The organism is Microbacterium sp. NPDC076911 (assembly GCF_040687125.1).
Classification (GTDB): Bacteria; Actinomycetota; Actinomycetes; order Actinomycetales; family Microbacteriaceae; genus Microbacterium.
Window position 1 is genome coordinate 130,335 of record NZ_JBFBMP010000002.1, and the last position, 18,997, is coordinate 149,331.

Consider the following 18,997-nt stretch of genomic DNA (forward strand, 5'->3'; position numbering starts at 1 on the left):
GTCGCCCTAGCGGCGACCCTTGACGATCTTCTCCTGGTTCACGTCATCCGCCTCAGCCGCCGCGACCTCTTCATGGCCTGGCTTTGAAATCGCCTGACCCTTGCCGGCCTGGAACTCCAGGATGAACTCGTCGGTTTTAGCGGTCAATGTGGCTACCGTGTCAGCATCCAACACATTCGACTCGCGAAGCGTGTCGAGCACCGAGGTGTTGCGACGAAGGTAGTCAAGCAACTCGCGCTCGAAGTCGAGAACGTCCTCGACCTCGATCGAGTCGAGCTTGCCGTTCGTGCCAGCCCAGATCGAAACGACCTGCTCTTCGACCGGGTAAGGCGAGTACTGCGGCTGCTTGAGCAGTTCCGTCAAGCGGGCACCACGAGCAAGCTGGCGACGCGAAGCAGGGTCAAGGTCGGAAGCGAACATTGCGAATGCTTCGAGCGAGCGGTACTGAGCCAGCTCCAGCTTCAACGTTCCGGAAACCTTCTTGATCGACTTGACCTGTGCGTCACCACCAACACGTGACACCGAGATGCCGACGTCAACAGCGGGACGCTGATTGGCGTTGAAGAGGTCAGACTGCAAGAAGATCTGACCGTCGGTGATCGAGATCACGTTGGTTGGGATGTATGCCGAGACGTCGTTGGCCTTCGTCTCGATGATCGGCAAGCCGGTCATCGAACCAGCACCGAGCTCGTCCGAGAGCTTCGCGCAACGCTCAAGCAGACGAGAGTGCAAGTAGAAGACGTCACCCGGGTATGCCTCGCGGCCCGGCGGGCGACGCAGAAGCAGCGATACGGCGCGGTAGGCCTCGGCCTGCTTCGAGAGGTCGTCGAAGATGATGAGAACGTGCTTGCCCTCGTACATCCAGTGCTGTCCAATGGCCGAGCCAGTGTACGGAGCCAGGTACTTGAAGCCAGCGGGGTCAGACGCGGGAGCGGCAACGATAGTCGTGTACTCCATCGCACCAGCGTCTTCGAGCGCGCCCTTCACCGAAGCGATGGTCGAACCCTTCTGACCAATAGCAACATAGATGCAACGCACCTGCTTGTTGGTGTCGCCCGAGTCCCAGTTGGCCTTCTGGTTGATGATCGTGTCGATCGCGATCGCCGTCTTGCCTGTCTGACGGTCACCGATGATCAGCTGACGCTGTCCGCGCCCGATCGGGATCATGGCGTCGATTGCCTTGATGCCGGTCTGCATGGGCTCGTGCACGCTCTTACGCTGCATCACGCCAGGAGCCTGAAGCTCGAGCGCACGACGGCCGGTCGTGGCGATCTCGCCCAGACCGTCAATGGCGTTTCCGAGCGGGTCGACAACGCGACCCAGGTAGCCATCGCCCACGGCGACAGAGAGAACCTCGCCGGTGCGGGTGACCTGCTGGCCGGCTTCAACGCCGGAGAAGTCGCCGAGCACGACGACGCCGATCTCGTCCTGGTCAAGGTTGAGGGCCAAGCCCTCGGTGCCGTCGGCGAAACGAACGAGTTCGTTTGCCATTACGCCGGGGAGACCCTCGACGTGAGCGATGCCATCTGCAGTGTCGATGACGGTGCCGACCTCGGTAGCCGCAGCGCCGGTGGGCTCGTAGGCGGCTACGAAGTCTTTCAGCGCGTCACGGATGACGTCGGGGCTGATTGAGATTTCTGCCATTGTCTTCCCTTTGTAATCAATATTTCTCGGTGGGGCGTGGCCCCAAAATCTCTCCGCCACTCGGGCGGGAAGTCTGTACTAGCTAGCGAGTCGCTGACGTAGGTCCGCCAGCCGTGCCGACACGCTTGCATCGATAACGTCGTCCGCGATCTGCACGCGAAGTCCGCCAACGACCGACGGGTCGATAACCGTGTTCAGCGTCACGGCATTGCCGTAGCGCTGAGAGAGCGTTGCCGCCAAACGCTCGGCTTGCGCGGCCGACAGCGGTGCAGCGGTGTAGACGGTGGCTACGGTGCGCCCACGCTGATCGGCTACCAGCTGTGACGCACGAGCGATCAGCTCACGCACGCGACGTTCGTTCGGTGCTTGCACCAGCGAGGCGACGAGCACAGTCGTTGCCTCGCTCGCGCGTGTGGCCAGCAGGCTCTTCACGAGCGCGCCCTTAGCCGAAACATCGCCGAGGCGACTGCCAAGCGCGAGCTCCAGCTCCGGGTTTTCTGCGACGGTTCGCGAGAACTGGAATAGCTCTGCGCCGAGGTCAACCTGAGGCTCTGCAACCGCTACCGCGCGGATTGCCAGCTCCTCAATGCCATCGACGAGGTCAGCAGCTGAAGACCAGCGCTGATCGACGACAGCATTCAGCAGGTCGATTGTCGTGGCCGTTGATGACGCCGAGAACACCGATGCAATGACAGTCCGTCGCGCTTCAATCGGGGCTGCGGAGTCGGCAAGCGCGCCGCTCAGCTGTGACGTTTCGCCTACGGCGCGGGCCGCGGCAAAGAGCTCGCGAGCAACGTCGAGGTTGACGCCCGACGCGGCATCGAGTGCCGTCGTCGTTGCCGCAAGGGCCTGAGTGGTCGCGCTCCCCATTATTTCGATGCCTTCTCTGCCTCAGATGCCTCAAGGTCAGCGAGGAAGCGGTCTACGACAGCCTGCGCCTTGGCGTCATCTGAGAGCGTCTCGCCGATAACTCCGCCTGCCAGGTCGAGCGCTAGCGTTCCGACCTCGCTGCGCAGCGAGACGAATGCCGTCTGGCGTTCTGCCTCGATCTGCGCGTGTGCAGACGAAGTGAGGCGGCTGGCTTCAGCCGTCGCAGAGTCTTTGGCCTCGGCGAGAATCTTCTTGCCGTCCTCACGGGCGGCGTCGCGGATCTCACCGGCTTCTTTGCGTGCGTCAGCGAGCTGCGCGGTGTACTCCTCGAGAGCGGCTTCGGCCTTGCGCTGCGCTTCGTCAGCCTTGGCGATGTTTCCCTCGATCGCCGCGCCACGCTCGTCGAGGAGCGTCTTCATCTTCGGAAGGGCAACCTTCCAGAAGATGACGAGGATGACGACGAAGCATACCGCCGACCAAATGATGTCGTACCAAGCGGGAATGAGTGGGTTAGCCACTTCACCCTCTTCCGCGGCGTACGCGACAAGAGCGTTTAGCATCCTGTCTCCTTAAGGCTGAGTGTCAACGGATCAGACGAAGATGAAGTAGGTCGCGATGCCGATGAAGGCGAGCGCCTCAGTGAAGGCGATACCAATCCACATGAGGACCTGGAGACGACCAGCCAGCTCGGGCTGACGAGCAACACCCTCGATGGTCTTGCCGACGACGATACCCACGCCGATGGCGGGGCCAATGGCGGCGAGGCCATAGCCCATCGTTGCGACGTTGCCGCTGAGCTCTGCGAGAACCGTAGTTGCGTCCACGGGTTGTGTTTCCTTTCGATTATGGGCGGCGTGCAGCCGACCCGCTTAGTGCTCTTCCGCTACCGCGAGCTGAATGTAGACCGCGGTGAGGAGGGCGAAGACGTAAGCCTGGAGTACGGCCACGAGGATTTCAAAGAGTGTGAAGACAAACCCGAAGGCAAGGCTGCCGGCGCCGAGAAGCGTCCACCAACCGCCAAGGTCGACGACGAAGAACTGGGTGGCTGCAAAGAACAGCACCAGCAGCAGGTGGCCGACCATCATGTTCATCAGCAGTCGCAACGTCAGCGTCACGGGGCGAATGATGAACGTCGAAATGAGTTCGATCGGCGTGACGATGATGTAGATGGGCCACGGCACGCCACTGGGGAACAAGGAGTTCTTGAAGAAGTTCTTAGGACTCTTCTTGATTCCCGCGTAGATGAAGGTCACGTAACTGACGATGGCCAGCGTGAGCGGCACGGCGATGATGCTCGTACCCGCGATGTTCAGGAACGGGATGATTCCCGTGATGTTCATGAACAAGATCATGAAGAACATCGTCGTAAGGATCGGCAAGAAGCGCTGTGCGTCTTTCTTGCCGAGGAGGTCTTCACCGATGTTGACTCGGACGAAGTCCAAGCCCATCTCGACGAGGCTCTGGAAACGTCCCGGAACGACCTTCATGCGGCGCGTACCGAGCCAGAAGATCAGTACAACGGCGAGAGTCGCCAAGAACTGGATGAGGTGAATTCGCGTGATCGGAACAACACCGAATGCTTCGAAGAGAACTTCAGGGAAGAACTCGTTGACCGAGGGTCCGTGAAATTCGGCCCCTCCGTCGGCAGTGGCGTGGGCGATCAGGGTCGCAGCATGAGTAAACAGCGCTGACTCCAGCTTCGGGGCACCGGCGTAAACCGTTGCGACGATGGTCGATGAGCGTCACGCCGCAGTGCTTGCGAGGCAAGCGGGCGGGCGCAAATTGAGCCTATCAAACTCCCGGGCCCTCTGCCGCCGCAGACGGCTTCTGATCCTTGGAGAATTCATCATTCACAGGTTTCTCATCTACCTTGTCGCCCTCATCGGGGTCGGTAGGAAGCGAGATGTCGCTCACGTGCGGTACTCGCATGCGGGTGAGCACCACTACATCGACTACCAGCGAGGCGAGAACGCTCGCAATCACAGCAAGCACGAAGATGGTCGGATTGATCCACGGCTGATCCCTGAGGACGAGCATGGCAATCAAGAAGAGGACGAACTTCAGAATCCACCCGCCCAGCACTACGGCGAAGAAGATCGGCACGTAGAGATCGTCGCCGTACCATTTGTTCGCAATCAGGATGCTGACACCGGTGATCGCGAGGAACACCGCGGCGATCAGCACGCCGGTCAGCGCGCTGAGCATTCCCGTCGTGCCGTCGACCAGGTAGCCGATGATGGCAGCGACCACCGCCAGAGCGGCGGTGACGGCTCCCGACCATACGAGGGTTGTTCGCAGAATCGGCGTACTTGAGACGGTCGTATTGGTCATGGGGTGTTCTCCAGGGCGGGCGCAGGCGCAGGTCGGCGCGAGGGAAGGAAGGTGACGACGAGGCATGCGACGATGCCCACGACGCCGAAGACGACACCGATCAGGTAGTTGCCCGGCCACTCCTGCTGAGTGCCGATGTACATCAGCAGCACGGCGAGGCTGAAGATAGCGGTCCAGGCATAGAAGATGAGCACCGCGTCGCGATCGGAGTGGCCCATGTCGAGCATGCGGTGGTGCAGATGTTTACGGTCTGGCGAAAACGGTGATTTTCCTGCCGCCATGCGGCGGATGACGGCCAGCGCGAAATCGAGCAGCGGCAAGAGCACAATGACCACAGGCAAGATGATCGGGATGAAGGCACCTAGCAGTTGCGAGCGTCCGAATTGGTCGTTGTCGCCGATCAACGCTGGGTCAAGCCCGGTAATCGCGATGGCAGAGCACGCCATGAGCAAACCGAGCATCAGCGCACCAGAATCCCCCATGAAGAGCTTCGCCGGGCTCCAGTTCAGGGGGAGAAAGCCGATGCACGCCCCGATGAGAACCGCAGCGATGAAAGAGGCGAGGTTGAAGTAGCTGCTGGAGCCGATGTCTCGCACCAGCAGGTAGGAATAGGCGAAGAACACGGAGTTTGCGATCAGGCATACGCCAGCGACCAGACCGTCCAAACCGTCGATGAAGTTGACCGCGTTCATTACGATCACGATCGAGAACACCGTGAGGGTGAAGCTGACCCAACTCGACCCGACGGCAAGGCCGCCGATGGGCAGCGACACGATTTGCAACTGGCCGATTCCTGCGATGATTCCCGCGGCCAGAAACTGGGCGCCAAGCTTGATGGTCCAGTCCAGATCCCACAGGTCATCTGCGAGTCCCACGCACACGATCAGCGCTGTAGCGCCCAAAATCGCCCACACACGCTGCGGCTCAGCCCACACGATCGCGAAGAACGGGTTTTGTGATGAAAGCAAAATGGCTGCGGCGACGGCGAAGAACATCGCCACCCCGCCAAGCCGCGGGGTCGGTGTCTTGTGCACGTCTCGCTCACGAATGCCTGGGTACAGCTTGTAGCGCATGCTCACGCGCCATACGACCCACGAGAGAACAAAGGCCAGCGTGGCGGTAAAAAGAATTGTGAAGACGTACTGCTTCACGTGGCGTCCGGCTCTAGCAGATCTCCGAGAACCTCTCGCAGCTGCACTCGGCTGACGGCGCCTTCGCGCAGCACCTTGACAATCTTCTCATCGGTGCCGATCAGCCCCGTCGCGTCGACGATTGTCGACGCAATACCCGTGATCGACATTCCATCGGAGAGATACACCTTCACGCTGTCGGCAAGCATTGCATGCGCTTCTTCTGCCGTGATCGCGGCGGCCTTGCCCGTGCGGTTCGCGCTCGAAACAGCGAGCGGTCCGGTCTCTTCGAGAAGCTCGAGCGCGATGCGGTGTGCGGGCATGCGCACCGCAACAGTGCCGCGCGTCTCACCGAGATCCCAGGTGAGTGAGGGCTGGGCAGGCAAGACGATGGTGAGCCCGCCGGGCCAAAATTCCTCCACAAGCTGCTCGACTGCCTCTGGCAGTTCAGCGACGAGAGCACGCAGCGTCGTGATGCCCGCCACTAGTACCGGGGGCGGCGATTGGCGTCCGCGGCCTTTCGCGTCGAGAAGCCGTTGCACTGCCTCGGCATCAAAAGCATTTGCCGCAACGCCATAAACGGTGTCGGTGGGCAGAACAACGAGTTCGCCACGACCAATGGCCTGGCGAGCTTGGCGCATGCCCGAGAGCACCTGCGCCTCATCACGGCAATCGAAGATCTCAGACATGTCGGGCACAGTCTAATTGTGACTGCTGGGCACATCCCCCATCGAGCGGGGAGTCAGGGCCGCAAAGCGGTGGTTGCGCGGTCACGCAATGTGAGATCAGGGTGTGTTGCCGCGCCTAGCCAGCCATCTTGAGCCAGGATCTCGCGAATGCCTGCACCCTGCCACTCGCCGTGCTCGATCACGATCGTGCCGCCGGGGTGAGCGAGCCGAAGCCCAACCTGGCTGAGAACCCTGACGACGTCTAGCCCGTCTGCGCCGCCGTAGAGCGCTACCTCGGGATCGAAGAAGCGCACCTCAGGATCCCGCGGGATCGCATCGTCGGGAACATAGGGCGGATTGGATGCCACGACCGAAACAGTGCCATCAAGTTCAGGAAAGGCCCGGGCGAGGTCAATGAATGCCAGGGTGGCGTTTTCAGCATCCACTCGCTCGAAATTCTCTTTCGTCCACAAGAACGCGTCGACGGAGTTCTCTGCCGCAAACACGCGGGCGTGGGCGACTTCAGTCGCCATCGCCAGGGCGATGGCCCCGCTTCCGGTGCCGAGATCGACCGCGATAGGGGCAGGCGCTGCCACCGCGCCGAGCGCGTCGATGGCCAGCTGAGCGACCATCTCGGTCTCGGGGCGGGGCACGAACACACCCGGACCGACGCGCAACTCTAGGTGCCGAAACGGGGCGAGCCCTGTGATGTGCTGAAGAGGCTCGCGGGTGAGGCGTCGTGCGACAAGCTGGTCAAAGTGTGCAACCTGCTCTTCGGAGAACTCGTCCCCGCGCACGGCGCTGGCTTGCACTCCCCCACGACTCGAACCCAAAACGAACGCTGCGAGCAGCTCGGCGTCAACGTCGGGGTCAGCGATGCCGGCGCGCTGAAGCGCCGCTGACGCGCGTCGAAGGGACGGCGAAATCGCCTGGGGGGAATGAACTGGAGCCATGAGCGCTATAAACAATACGCCCGGCGTCAAATCCAGGCGAAATGAATTGAATCGTCATACAAGGCCCCTTTCGGGATCGCTCCCTTAGGCTAGCCATCGCACGCGACTACCACCCGTGAAAGGCCCACACATGCCCGGTATCTATCCCGACATCACCTCCACATTCGGCAACACACCATTGGTTCGCCTCAACCGCGTCGCAGAAGACGTTGAAGGCAACGTGCTGGCAAAGCTGGAGTTCTACAACCCCGCCTCAAGCGTCAAAGACCGCCTGGGCATCGCCATCGTGGATGCTGCTGAAGCCTCGGGCGAATTGCAGCCAGGCGGCATCATCGTCGAAGGCACCAGCGGAAACACCGGCATTGCCCTGGCAATGGTCGGAGCCGCTCGTGGGTACCGCGTCATTCTCGCGATGCCCTCCTCGATGTCGATCGAGCGTCGCCTCTTGCTCAAGGCATACGGCGCTGAGCTTGTTCTCACAGAGCCCGCTTTGGGCATGCGCGGTGCAGTCGACAAGGCTGCCGAGATCGTCGCCGAGACCCCTGGCGCGGTGCTGGCTCGTCAGTTCGAGAACGAGGCCAACGCAGCGATTCACCGCACCACCACCGCGGAAGAGATCCTTCGCGACACCGATGGTCAGGTCGACTATTTCGTCGCTGGCATTGGTACTGGCGGCACCATCACCGGCGTCGGACAGGTTCTGAAAGAGAAGGCACCAAACGCGAAGGTCGTCGCTGTTGAGCCCGCAGACTCGCCGCTGTTGACCAAAGGAACGCCCGGTCCGCACAAGATTCAGGGCATCGGCCCCAACTTCGTCCCCGAAATTCTCGACCAGAGCGTCATCGATGAAGTCATCGATGTGGAACTGTCGGATGCTGTTGAGACCGCGCGTGCCGTCGGCACCAAGGATGGCATTCTCGTCGGCATCTCTTCGGGCGCCGCAGTGTGGGCGGCTCTGCAGATCGCAGCACGCCCCGAGGCTGCCGGCAAGAACATCGTGGTCGTGATCCCGTCGAACGGTGAGCGCTACTTGTCGACTGTGCTCTTCGAGAACCTCAGCGCCGAATAATCACTGTGTCTAAGGCTTCACCACGCGGACTCGCTGCGATCGCGTCATCACAGGTCGTCGCGCGCTTTCGCGAAGATCTCGTCGCAGCCAAGCTTCGCGACCCGGCTGCACGCAGCTCGCTAGAGATCGCTCTGATATATCCCGGGCTTCACGCACTGTGGGCGCACCGGGTCTGGCATGCATTGTGGACTCGACGGCTTCGTTTCGTCGCACGGGCGGGGTCGCAGCTCACCCGCTGGCTGACCGGAATCGAGATCCATCCGGGCGCCACGATTGGTCGCCGCTTTTTCATCGATCATGGCATGGGTGTCGTGATCGGCGAAACGGCTGAAGTCGGTGACGATGTGATGCTCTATCACGGTGTCACACTCGGCGGCCGTCAGCGTGAGGGCGGCAAGCGCCACCCGACGCTGGGCGACGGTGTCGCTGTGGGCGCCGGCGCGAAGGTTCTCGGACCGATCACGCTCGGCGCGGGTTGCGTCGTGGGCGCAAACGCCGTCGTCACCCGTGATGCTCCCGCTGACAGCGTGTTGGTCGGCATTCCGGCCAAAGCACGCGCGCGCCGCCAACGTGAGGACACGCGGGCAATCCTGACCGCGCCCGACTACAGCATCTGACAGCACGACGAAAGGCCCCGTCCTCGCCGCATAGCGTGGACGGGGCCTTTCGCCGTGTCAGTGACTACTTCGAGTCGCGGCGGTCTTCTACCTTGTTCTTGATAAAGATCATCGGCAGCAGCAATGTGGCCAGTGCCGTCACCACCCAGATGATGACGGGCGCAAGCACCCATGAGAGAGCGTCGGTGATGCGGATGCCGCCAATCGGCAGCACCACGACGATCAGCAGCGCGACAAGGGTCGAGATGATTCCGATGCCGCCGAGAAGAGCGGGAGCGTTTCGACGAGCAACCTTGGTGATCCACGGAGCAAGAACACTCTGCAGCACCGCGAAGATCAGCACGGCGAGCACGAAGCCCCACCAGTCGCTCCAATCGATGACGAATCCTTCGAGCACCAAGTCAGCTACAACAATGCCCAGCGCCGCCGAAGCAACGAAAATCAGCGCGCGGATGAGGAACATGATCATGACGCGAGCATATCGTTGCAGTGATGGTGCGACGAGCGTCGACACGCGTCACAGAACGCTCGCCAGCGATCTAACGCGAAGCTCAGGACTCCGAGCCGAGTGCGGCCAATCGTGCTTCTTCGTCAGCGCTCACAGCGGACTCGACGATCGGATCGAGCGCCCCGTCCATCACCTGATCGAGGTTGTACGACTTGTACCCCGTTCGGTGGTCTGCAATGCGGTTTTCGGGAAAGTTATAGGTGCGGATTCGCTCGGAACGGTCCATCCCGCGAATCTGCGACTTGCGCGCATCAGAGGCGGCCGCGTCGATCTCTTCTTGCTGCTTCGCCAGGATCCTCGCGCGCAGCACGCGCATTCCCGCTTCGCGGTTCTGCAACTGTGATTTCTCGTTCTGCATCGACACCACGATGCCGGTAGGAAGGTGCGTGATGCGCACAGCAGAGTCGGTCGTGTTGACTGATTGCCCGCCCGGACCCGAGGAACGAAACACATCGATCTTCAGATCGTTCGGGTTGATCGCGACTTCGTCGGGCTCGTCGACTTCGGGAAACACGAGAACGCCTGTCGTCGAGGTGTGGATGCGCCCCTGAGACTCGGTAGCTGGCACGCGCTGAACGCGGTGCACGCCCCCCTCGTATTTGAGGTGGGCCCATACGCCCTGCGCGGGGTCGCTCGACGAACCCTTGATCGCGACCTGCACGTCTTTGTAGCCGCCCAGGTCAGATTCGTTGCGCTCGAGCAGTTCTGTCTTCCACCCCTTCGAAGCGGCGTACTGAATGTACATGCGCAGCAGGTCGGCGGCGAACAACGCACTCTCAGCACCGCCCTCGCCGCCCTTGATCTCCATGATCACATCGCGCGCGTCGTCGGGGTCTCGTGGAATCAGCAGTCGCCGCAGTTTCTCTTGCGTCTGTTGCACTAACTCTTCAAGAGCCGGCACTTCTTCGGCGAAGACTTCGTCTTCCTTTGCCAATTCCCGGGCAGCTTCGAGGTCGTCAGAGGCCGCCAGCCACGCGTCGTGCGCGGCCACGATGCGACTCAATTCGGCGTAGCGCCGGTTGACCCGCTTTGCGCGCCGAGCATCAGCGTGCAAAGCGGGATCGGAGAGCTCAGTTTGAAGGGCCTGGTGCTCTTCGATCAGCGTTTTTACGGAGTCGAACACGTGGTGCTCCCCCGTCGCTCAGCGAATGCTGTTGTCGTTTGTGTGGCCGTGACCGTTGCCAGATGCTGGCGTCGGAATCGACTTCTGCATCTGAACAAGGAACTCAACGTTGGACTGTGTCTCTTTGAGCTTACCCAACACCACTTCGAGCGCCTGCTGGGTGTCAAGGCCCGCGAGGGCGCGACGCAGCTTCCACGTGATCTTGACCTCGTCGTTCGACAGCAGCATCTCTTCACGACGGGTGCTCGAGGCGTTGACGTCAACAGCGGGGAAGATGCGCTTGTCGGCGAGCTGGCGAGAAAGCCGAAGTTCGCTGTTGCCGGTGCCCTTGAACTCTTCGAAGATCACGTCATCCATCTTTGAGCCGGTCTCCACGAGAGCCGTCGCGAGAATGGTCAGCGATCCACCGTTTTCGATATTGCGCGCTGCGCCGAAGAACCGCTTGGGCGGGTACAGCGCGGAAGCGTCGACGCCTCCGGTGAGCACGCGGCCCGAAGCCGGTGCCGAGATGTTGTACGCGCGACCGAGGCGAGTGATCGAGTCAAGAAGCACTACGACGTCACGGCCAAGCTCGACAAGACGCTTTGCACGCTCAATGGCGAGCTCAGCAACCGTCGTGTGGTCTTCTGCCGGACGATCGAAGGTTGAGGCGATGACCTCACCCTTGACCGTGCGCTGCATGTCGGTCACTTCTTCGGGGCGCTCGTCCACGAGAACGACCATGAGGTGCACCTCGGGGTTGTTCGTGGCAATCGCGTTGGCGATCTGCTGCAGAACGATCGTTTTTCCGGCCTTGGGCGGAGCGACGATGAGACCGCGCTGGCCCTTGCCGATCGGTGCGACAAGGTCGATGATTCGTTGCGTGAGCTTTTCAGGAGCGGTCTCAAGACGCAAGCGATCCTGCGGGTACAGCGGGGTGAGTTCGTTGAACTCGACGCGAGCTGCAGCATCGTCAACCGACAAACCGTTTACTGCGTCGACCTTCACCAGGGCGTTGTACTTCTGACGCCCCGACTGCTCGCCTTCACGTGGCTGCTTGATCGCGCCCACCACGGCGTCGCCCTTGCGCAGGTTGTACTTCTTCACCTGACCGAGCGAGACATAGACGTCGCTGTTGCCGGGGAGGTATCCCGACGTGCGCACGAATGCGTAGTTATCGAGAACGTCGAGAATGCCGGCGATCGGGATGAGGACGTCGTCGTCGTTGATCTCAGTTTCGAACTCGTCGCCCGGCTGTCCGCGACGCTTGTTGCGCTGGCGGCCGCGGCCACCAGACTGCGACTGGTCGTCGTCGTTATCAGACTGCGGTCCGTTGTTCTGCTGACCCTGCCCGCTCTGACCGTTGTTCTGGCCGCCGCCCTGCGCGTTCTGACCGTTGTTCTGGCCGCCCTGCGCGTTACGGTTGCGGTTGCGGTTGCGGTTGCGGTTGCGACCGCGCGAAGGGGTGCCTTCGTTTGAGTCGTCGTTGTCGGACTGCGCGCCATCAGAAGTGGATGCTGCTGCGCTGTCGTTCGACGCGCCGCTGTCGCTCTTCGCAGAGTTGTCGTTCTTGGTGGCGTTGTCGTTCTTGGTGGCGTTGTCGTTCTTGGTGGCGTTGTCGTTCTTCGCAGCACCGTCGTTCTTCGCAGCACCGTCGTTCTTGGTGGCGTTGTCGTTCTTGGTGGCGTTGTCGTTCTTGGTGGCGGCAGAAGCGTCATCGGCGGAGACCTCAGCGGGAGCTGCGTTGCCGGCTTCGGCGCCGTTCGCGGCTTCTGCAGCGGCCGCCTTTTCGGCAGCAGCCTTAGCAGCAGCAGCCTTGGTCGGCCGCTTGCGGACCGGCTTCTTGGCTGGCGCGCTCGAAGCGTCAGCATCAGATGCGTCAGACGCAGCGGACGTCTCAGCGGTCGCGGGGGCAGCGGGCGTGCTGTCTGCGGCAGCAGGTGCTGCCGCAGTGCTCTGGTCGGGGGCAGCTGTTGCGGCGTCAGCTGCTGCTGCCTCGACGTCTGCAGTCTTGGCCCGACGAGGGGCGCGCTTTCGCGGCGCCTTCGCTGGCGCGACAGCTTCTGCTGGAGCTTCCGCGCTCTGCGGCGTTGAAGCCGCGGCGTCGGTAGTGGTTGCGGTCTCCACTGAACCAGCCTTCTGAGACGCGTCTACGCGCTCTTCAGCTGAATTGTCGGTGGTGTGGATCTCGGAGATGGACTCCACGAGTTCTCCCTTGTCAAAACGATTGGAATATGCACGATCGCACGGGATGTTTGCGGGGCAGACACCTGCTGAAGACGGGTTCGGATACCCAAGTGATGGTCAGAGTTCGTCAACAGACGGCCGTGCGGAAATTTCGCAGATTTGCGACGGAGGCCAGAGTCACGCTGTTTGCGTGGAACCCTCCGCGTACTCCTTCACTGTACCACCCTTGAAGTCGACGGCCAGCATCAGCGCCTCCCACGGGGTGTCAATCTGCGTGGCGACAAACTCGGCAGCAGCGAGTCGTTGTCCTGGTCCGTCGGCCAGAACGAGAACGCTCGGCCCTGCACCTGACACCACGGCCGCGTAGCCCTGTGCGCGCAGCTCCAACACCAGTCTTGTCGTCTCGGGCATCGCCTGCGCGCGGTAGTTCTGGTGCAGTTTGTCTTCGGTTGCCGCAAGCAGAAGCTCAGGGCTCTGCGTAAGCGCCGCGATCAGCAGCGCCGAACGCGACACGTTGAAGATGGCGTCTTCGCGCGGAACGTGCAAGGGCTGCAGGCTGCGGGCCACGCTGGTCGACATTGTGAATTCGGGAACGAACACGAGCGGCGCGACGCCACGGTGTACGAGCAACTTCTTATGCATCGGGCCGGTCTCATCGACCCACGCGATCGTCAAGCCTCCGAACAGCGCCGGGGCAACGTTGTCGGGGTGACCTTCAAGTTCCGTCGCAAGGCGCAGCAGAGTCTCATCGCCAAGCTCAACATCGCCGGCAAGCAACCCCTTCGCTGCCAGCAAGCCTGCAACAACAGCGGCGCCAGAGGAACCCATTCCTCGGCCGTGTGGAATGACGTTGTGTGCTTCAAGACGCAGCCCCGGCATACGCCGACCGACAGCCTCGTAGGCATACGCGATCGTGCGTACAACCAAGTGCGACGCATCGCGAGGCACGTCGTCGACGCCCTGGCCGGTGAGCTCGATCTCGAGTTCGTCCTCGGCAAGGGCTGTGACCAAGAGTTCGTCGTACACGCTCAGTGCGAGTCCGAGGGTGTCGAACCCGGGGCCAAGGTTGGCGCTGGTTGCCGGCACCCTGACGACGACGCATCGCCCGGGTGCCGGCGAAAGCGCCGCGTTCACGCCGAGGCCTGGACCGGTTGAAGATCGAGTACCGATGCGACCTCTGAGGTAGCTGCGTCAACAACCGTCGGAGTGACGTCGGTGCCGTCAGCATTGCGCAACGCCCACTGAGGGTCTTTGAGTCCATGACCAGTGACGGTGAGAACGACGCGCGATCCGGCAGGAATGATTCCAGCTTCAGCGCGGTCAAGCAGACCCGCAACGCTGATCGCAGATGCAGGCTCGACGAAGATGCCGACCTCTGATGCGAGCAGCTTCTGAGCCGCCAGAATGCGCTCGTCGTCGATCGCCCCGAACCAGCCGTCGGTGGCCTCACGCGCGGCAAGCGCGAGGTCCCAAGAGGCAGGGTTGCCGATGCGAATCGCGCTGGCGATCGTCTCAGGATTCTTCACGATCTCGCCCCGAACGAACGGCGCTGAGCCTTCGGCTTGGAAGCCGAACATGCGTGGCACGCGAGTTGAGACGCCGCGCTCGGCTTCTTCGGTGTAGCCGCGCGAGTACGCGGTGTAGTTGCCCGCGTTGCCGACCGGAATGAAATGGAAGTCAGGGGCATCGCCCAGCACCTCAACGATCTCGTAGGCAGCCGTCTTCTGGCCATCGATACGGTCGGGGTTCACCGAGTTGACGAGGTGCACAGGGTAGTTGTCGGCGAGCTCGCGTGCGATCTCGAGGCAGTCGTCGAAGTTGCCGCGTACTTGAATCAGACGACCGTTGTGCGCGACCGCCTGGCTGAGCTTGCCCATCGCGATCTTGCCCTCGGGCACCAGCACCGCGGCGGTGATTCCAGCGTGGGCCGCATAGGCGGCAGCGGATGCTGAGGTGTTGCCCGTCGAGGCGCAGATGACCGCCTTCGCACCGTGCTCGACGGCACGCGAGAGCGCAACGGTCATGCCGCGGTCTTTGAACGACCCCGTCGGGTTCATTCCCTCGAATTTCACCCATACGTCCGCGCCGGTGCGGCGCGACAGCGACGGTGCCGGCAGCAGTGGGGTGCCGCCTTCGCCGAGGGTGACGACATTCGAGGCGTCAGTGACGCCAAGACGATCTGCATATTCGCGGAGAACTCCGCGCCAAAGGTGTGCCATTTTCAGTCTCCTTCTACCCGCAATACCGATACAACCCGTGCTACGACGCCACTTGCGGCGAGCGTGTCTACCGTGTCGCTGAGATCTTGTTCACGTGCCTTGTGCGTGCCGATCACCAAGCGCGCGGTGGCTGCGTCCGCGTCGTCGGCGTCGATCACTGTCTGTTCGACGGTCGCGATTGACACCTTGCCATCGCTCAGCGTGCCAGCAACCGTTGCGAGCACTCCTGGACGATCGTTGACTTCGAGCGTGATCTGATAGCGCGTGGTGACGTGCCCGATAGGCACGATAGGCAGGTTGGCGAGCGTCGACTCGCCGACCCCGACACCTCCGGCGATGTGGCGGCGCGCAGCCGAAACAACGTCGCCAAGCACTGCGGAGGCTGTCTGAACTCCACCCGCTCCAGCGCCGTAGAACATGAGGTTTCCGGCGGCCTCTGCCTGCACGAAGACCGCGTTGTTCGCGCCGTGGACCGACGCGAGTGGGTGCTCGCGGTCAACCAGCGCCGGATACACGCGTACCGAGATCGATTCACCGCCAGCGGAGTCGTTGAGTCGCTCGCAGACGGCGAGCAGCTTGATAACGTAGCCCGCTTTGCGGGCAGCATCCATCATCGACTTGTCGATCTGAGTGATGCCCTCGCGGTGCACCGACTCAAGGGGAATCGTCGTGTGGAATGCCAGGCTCGCGAGAATCGCTGCCTTCTGAGCGGCGTCGTAGCCCTCGACATCGGCCGTCGGGTCAGCCTCGGCATATCCCAGAGCCTGCGCGTCGGCGAGAACGTCTGCGAATTCGGCACCCTCTTTATCCATACGGTCGAGGATGTAGTTCGTCGTGCCATTGACGATGCCCATAATGCGCTGCACGCGGTCACCAGCGAGCGAATCGCGCAGCGGACGAATGATGGGGATTGCGCCCGCGGCAGCTGCCTCGTAGTACACCTGCGCGCCCACTTGGTCTGCAGCCGCGAACAGCTCGGGCCCATGGGTTGCCAGCAGCGCTTTGTTGGCCGTGACGACGTCTGCACCAGAGTTGATCGCTTCGAGCAGGTACTCACGTGCGGGCTCGATGCCGCCCATCAGCTCGATGACGATGTCTGCACCAACAATGAGCGTCTTCGCGTCAGTGGTGAGCAGTTCTTGAGGCAGATCAACTTCGCGCGGCGCGTTGACATCGCGCACGGCAATGCCAACAAGCTCGAGTGTTGCTCCCGCGCGGTCGGCGAGCTCGTCACCGTGCTGTCTGAGCAACGAAGCAACCTGAGAGCCTACGGAGCCAGCACCCAGGAGTGCGACGCGGAGGCGGCGGTAATCGGTCATGCGATCCCTTCCATCGGAGAATCGGTGAGGCCAGCATCACGCGCGAGCAGATCGTTGATCGTCTCACCGCGAACGATGACTCGTGCCTCTCCCCCACGCAACGCCACCATGGGCGGGCGAGGGACGAAGTTGTAATTGCTTGCCAGCGAGAAGCAGTAGGCGCCGGTGGCCGGCACCGCGAGCAGGTCGCCGGGAGTGACGTCGCCGGGCAGGTACTCCGCGTCGACCACGATGTCGCCAGACTCACAGTGCTTACCAACAACGCGCACGAGCGTCGGGTCGGCATTGCTGCTGCGCGAAGCGAGGCGCGCCGAATACTGCGCGCCATACAGCGCCGGGCGCGCGTTGTCGCTCATGCCGCCGTCGACGCTCACATAGAGGCGGGTCGCGCCGTCTTCGAGGTTGACGGTCTTGGTGGTTCCCACTTCATACAGAGTGACACCAGCGCGGCCAACGATCGTGCGCCCTGGTTCGAATGCCAGGTTGGGCATGGCGATGCCTCGCACCTCGCATTCGCGAGCGACGGCGTCGGCGATGCCTGCCGCGAGCTCTTCGATCGGGGTCGGTTGGTCTGCTGCGGTGTAGGCGATGCCGAATCCGCCGCCGAGGTTGAGCACCGGCACAGGCGCGTCTTCGGCGAGCTTGGCGTGCAACTCGATAAGGCGCGCGGCTGACTCTTCAAAGCCAGCGGTACCAAAGATCTGCGAGCCGATATGGCAGTGCAAGCCGATGAAGGTGAGCGAAGAGAGTTCGCGGATGCGCGCGACGGCGGCCGGAGCATCCGCCAGGGTGAAGCCGAACTTCTGGTCTTCGTGAGCGGTGGCAAGAAAGTCGTGAGTCTCGGCGTGCACGCCGCTGTTCACACGGATCAGCACCGTTTGGTTGATGCCAAGCCGCTGGGCGATTGCCCCGAGACGCTCGATCTCGATCGGACTGTCAATGACGATCGAGCCAACTCCGGCTGCTACCGCGGCTTCGAGTTCGGACGTGCTCTTGTTGTTTCCGTGGAAGCCGAGGCGCGCAGGTTCTGCTCCTGCGGCGAGCGCGAGAGCCAGCTCCCCTCCGGTACACACATCGACGGCGAGGCCTTCTTGGGTAACCCAACGCACGACCTCAGCAGTCAATAGCGCTTTGCCGGCGTAATAGACGCGGGCACTTGCTCCATGACGCCCTGCCGCCGCGCGAAACGCATCGAGCGTCTGTCGTGCGCGAGCACGAATGGCGTCTTCGTCGATGACCCACAGTGGGGTGCCGAATTCTTCGCGTAGCGCAGAAGCAGTGATGCCGCCAAGCAGAATCTCACCCTGTTCGTCGCGGGTCGCATCGCTCGGCCACACTGCCTCGACAAGTTCGTTGGCGTCGTTGGGAGCGTCCAGCCGTGTCGACACGGAAGAGGGCGAAGCGGCGGACACAGAAAGACCAATCGGTGGGAACTTGGGTTGCGATGCCGCCAGAACAGCCAAGGCGGCAAAATACCGCGGCCGGCAGGCGCACGCGCCGGGCAGTTCCTGAGTCTACGGCACGGCGTATGCCGAGCCCGTGACGTATGACGCCCGATGGCGTGGTGTCACTCGCAGGTGCCGTTCTGCTGTAGCGCGTCGGTCGTGAGCAGCGCACTGTCGACGGTGAAGTCGGCTATGAGCTCGCCACCGCTCACCTCGGCGCTGGTCAGCGTTACTCCAGCAGGCAGGTATTCCGCCACGCACACCGGCCAGTCCTTGAGCACCACATCGGCAACAACTCCGAACTGGTCGCGCAAACGCTCGGCGGTTAGCTCTGCGCCCGCCGCCTCGACGGAATCGGGGCTGAGTACGAGTTCACCCTCAACGGCAGACGGTGTGAGAGCGGCGCCGACGGGCACGGAGAGGCCCAGGAGCGACAGCTCCATGTCCATCGTGATCGTTGAGCCACTGAGTCCCATCGTGTCAGCGGGAAAACCGTCGACCGTTGACATCAATCCGCGCAACTGCTCTTCGTTCAGAGCGACTGTCGCAGTCGCCCCACTCATGCCCTGCGGTTCACGCACCCGCACATCGTTCGCCGTCACACTCACGTCGGCGACTACGTCACCGAGCGGCACGTCGTCAGAGGTGATCACGACAGTGTCGAGTCGACCGACGACAAGCTGCGGAATCACCGTGCCTTCGATGTCGACATCGATTTCATGATCCGCGGGAAGATCGAGTTGATCTGCCACACCGCTGCTGATCATTTTCTCGGCGATGTCGCGTGCCGCAGCCTCGGCGGCGAACCAGGCCACGATCGCGCCGCCCACGACGAGAACCAGAATCACGATCCACGGCCAGCGACGCTTCTTGGGCGGCTCTGCATAGCTCCAGTCAGGAATGACCGTTGTCGGCTGCGTATCGTTTAGGCTCAT

The 18,997-nt window shown here is 62.3% G+C and carries 19 protein-coding genes; 2 read left to right on the forward strand and 17 right to left on the reverse strand.

The window, feature by feature from the left end; translation table 11 throughout:
* Positions 1-6: 6 nt before the first annotated feature.
* The 9 genes from atpA to prmC all read right to left on the reverse strand — a co-directional run bounded on the left by atpA (position 7) and on the right by prmC (position 7,596).
* Positions 7-1,644 carry a F0F1 ATP synthase subunit alpha gene (gene atpA, locus AB0O81_RS03070; protein WP_363581128.1) on the reverse strand — a complete coding sequence of 546 codons (1,638 nt, stop codon included), beginning with the start codon at positions 1,642-1,644 and terminating at the stop codon, positions 7-9.
* A gap of 78 nt (positions 1,645-1,722) precedes the next feature.
* Positions 1,723-2,514 (reverse strand): F0F1 ATP synthase subunit delta, encoded by a 792-nt coding sequence (locus AB0O81_RS03075; RefSeq protein ID WP_363581130.1) that lies wholly within the window; start codon positions 2,512-2,514, stop codon positions 1,723-1,725.
* Positions 2,514-3,074: a F0F1 ATP synthase subunit B gene (locus tag AB0O81_RS03080; protein ID WP_363581132.1), complete on the reverse strand. Its 561-nt coding sequence runs from the start codon at positions 3,072-3,074 to the stop codon at positions 2,514-2,516. The genes AB0O81_RS03075 and AB0O81_RS03080 overlap by 1 nt, the downstream gene beginning before the upstream one ends.
* 30 nt (positions 3,075-3,104) lie before the next feature.
* Positions 3,105-3,338, reverse strand: coding sequence for an ATP synthase F0 subunit C (gene atpE / locus AB0O81_RS03085; protein WP_045274135.1), 234 nt, complete (start codon positions 3,336-3,338; stop codon positions 3,105-3,107).
* Positions 3,339-3,383: 45 nt separating this feature from the next.
* Positions 3,384-4,199, reverse strand: a complete 816-nt coding sequence (atpB, locus tag AB0O81_RS03090; RefSeq protein WP_363581755.1) for a F0F1 ATP synthase subunit A — start codon at positions 4,197-4,199, stop codon at positions 3,384-3,386.
* A 106-nt stretch (positions 4,200-4,305) separates the two neighbouring features.
* Complete coding sequence (locus AB0O81_RS03095) at positions 4,306-4,845, reverse strand: hypothetical protein (protein WP_363581134.1); 540 nt, start codon at positions 4,843-4,845, stop codon at positions 4,306-4,308.
* On the reverse strand, positions 4,842-5,996 hold the full coding sequence (locus tag AB0O81_RS03100; protein WP_363581136.1) for an MraY family glycosyltransferase: 1,155 nt from the start codon (positions 5,994-5,996) through the stop codon (positions 4,842-4,844). The genes AB0O81_RS03095 and AB0O81_RS03100 overlap by 4 nt, the downstream gene beginning before the upstream one ends.
* Complete coding sequence (locus AB0O81_RS03105) at positions 5,993-6,664, reverse strand: L-threonylcarbamoyladenylate synthase (protein ID WP_363581757.1); 672 nt, start codon at positions 6,662-6,664, stop codon at positions 5,993-5,995. Before AB0O81_RS03105 ends, AB0O81_RS03100 begins: the two co-directional genes overlap by 4 nt.
* 53 nt (positions 6,665-6,717) lie before the next feature.
* Positions 6,718-7,596, reverse strand: a complete 879-nt coding sequence (prmC, locus tag AB0O81_RS03110; protein WP_363581138.1) for a peptide chain release factor N(5)-glutamine methyltransferase — start codon at positions 7,594-7,596, stop codon at positions 6,718-6,720.
* A gap of 130 nt (positions 7,597-7,726) precedes the next feature.
* Here prmC and cysK point away from each other — a divergent pair, with 130 nt between their 5' ends.
* Both cysK and epsC read left to right on the forward strand, forming a co-directional pair.
* Positions 7,727-8,665: a cysteine synthase A gene (cysK, locus tag AB0O81_RS03115; protein WP_363581140.1), complete on the forward strand. Its 939-nt coding sequence runs from the start codon at positions 7,727-7,729 to the stop codon at positions 8,663-8,665.
* Between the two features lie 5 nt (positions 8,666-8,670).
* The gene (gene epsC / locus AB0O81_RS03120) at positions 8,671-9,282 is read left to right on the forward strand and encodes a serine O-acetyltransferase EpsC (protein WP_363581142.1); all 612 of its coding nucleotides are present in this window, start codon (positions 8,671-8,673) and stop codon (positions 9,280-9,282) included.
* A 64-nt stretch (positions 9,283-9,346) separates the two neighbouring features.
* On the opposite strand, the gene AB0O81_RS03125 is transcribed toward epsC, so the two are convergent.
* From AB0O81_RS03125 to AB0O81_RS03160, 8 genes are all read right to left on the reverse strand, one after another.
* Complete coding sequence (locus AB0O81_RS03125) at positions 9,347-9,751, reverse strand: hypothetical protein (protein ID WP_363581144.1); 405 nt, start codon at positions 9,749-9,751, stop codon at positions 9,347-9,349.
* 82 nt (positions 9,752-9,833) lie between these two features.
* A complete protein-coding gene (prfA, locus tag AB0O81_RS03130) occupies positions 9,834-10,913 on the reverse strand; it encodes a peptide chain release factor 1 (protein WP_363581146.1) in 1,080 nt (359 codons plus the stop codon).
* An 18-nt stretch (positions 10,914-10,931) separates the two neighbouring features.
* Positions 10,932-13,097 (reverse strand): transcription termination factor Rho, encoded by a 2,166-nt coding sequence (rho, locus tag AB0O81_RS03135; protein ID WP_363581148.1) that lies wholly within the window; start codon positions 13,095-13,097, stop codon positions 10,932-10,934.
* Positions 13,098-13,256: 159 nt separating this feature from the next.
* The gene (thrB, locus tag AB0O81_RS03140; RefSeq protein ID WP_363581150.1) at positions 13,257-14,213 is read right to left on the reverse strand and encodes a homoserine kinase; all 957 of its coding nucleotides are present in this window, start codon (positions 14,211-14,213) and stop codon (positions 13,257-13,259) included.
* Complete coding sequence (thrC, locus tag AB0O81_RS03145) at positions 14,210-15,298, reverse strand: threonine synthase (RefSeq protein ID WP_363581152.1); 1,089 nt, start codon at positions 15,296-15,298, stop codon at positions 14,210-14,212. Before thrC ends, thrB begins: the two co-directional genes overlap by 4 nt.
* Positions 15,299-15,300: 2 nt before the next feature.
* Positions 15,301-16,617 carry a homoserine dehydrogenase gene (locus AB0O81_RS03150; RefSeq protein ID WP_363581154.1) on the reverse strand — a complete coding sequence of 439 codons (1,317 nt, stop codon included), beginning with the start codon at positions 16,615-16,617 and terminating at the stop codon, positions 15,301-15,303.
* A complete protein-coding gene (gene lysA / locus AB0O81_RS03155) occupies positions 16,614-18,005 on the reverse strand; it encodes a diaminopimelate decarboxylase (protein ID WP_363581156.1) in 1,392 nt (463 codons plus the stop codon). Before lysA ends, AB0O81_RS03150 begins: the two co-directional genes overlap by 4 nt.
* Positions 18,006-18,184: 179 nt before the next feature.
* A complete protein-coding gene (locus AB0O81_RS03160) occupies positions 18,185-18,997 on the reverse strand; it encodes a DUF2993 domain-containing protein (RefSeq protein ID WP_363581158.1) in 813 nt (270 codons plus the stop codon).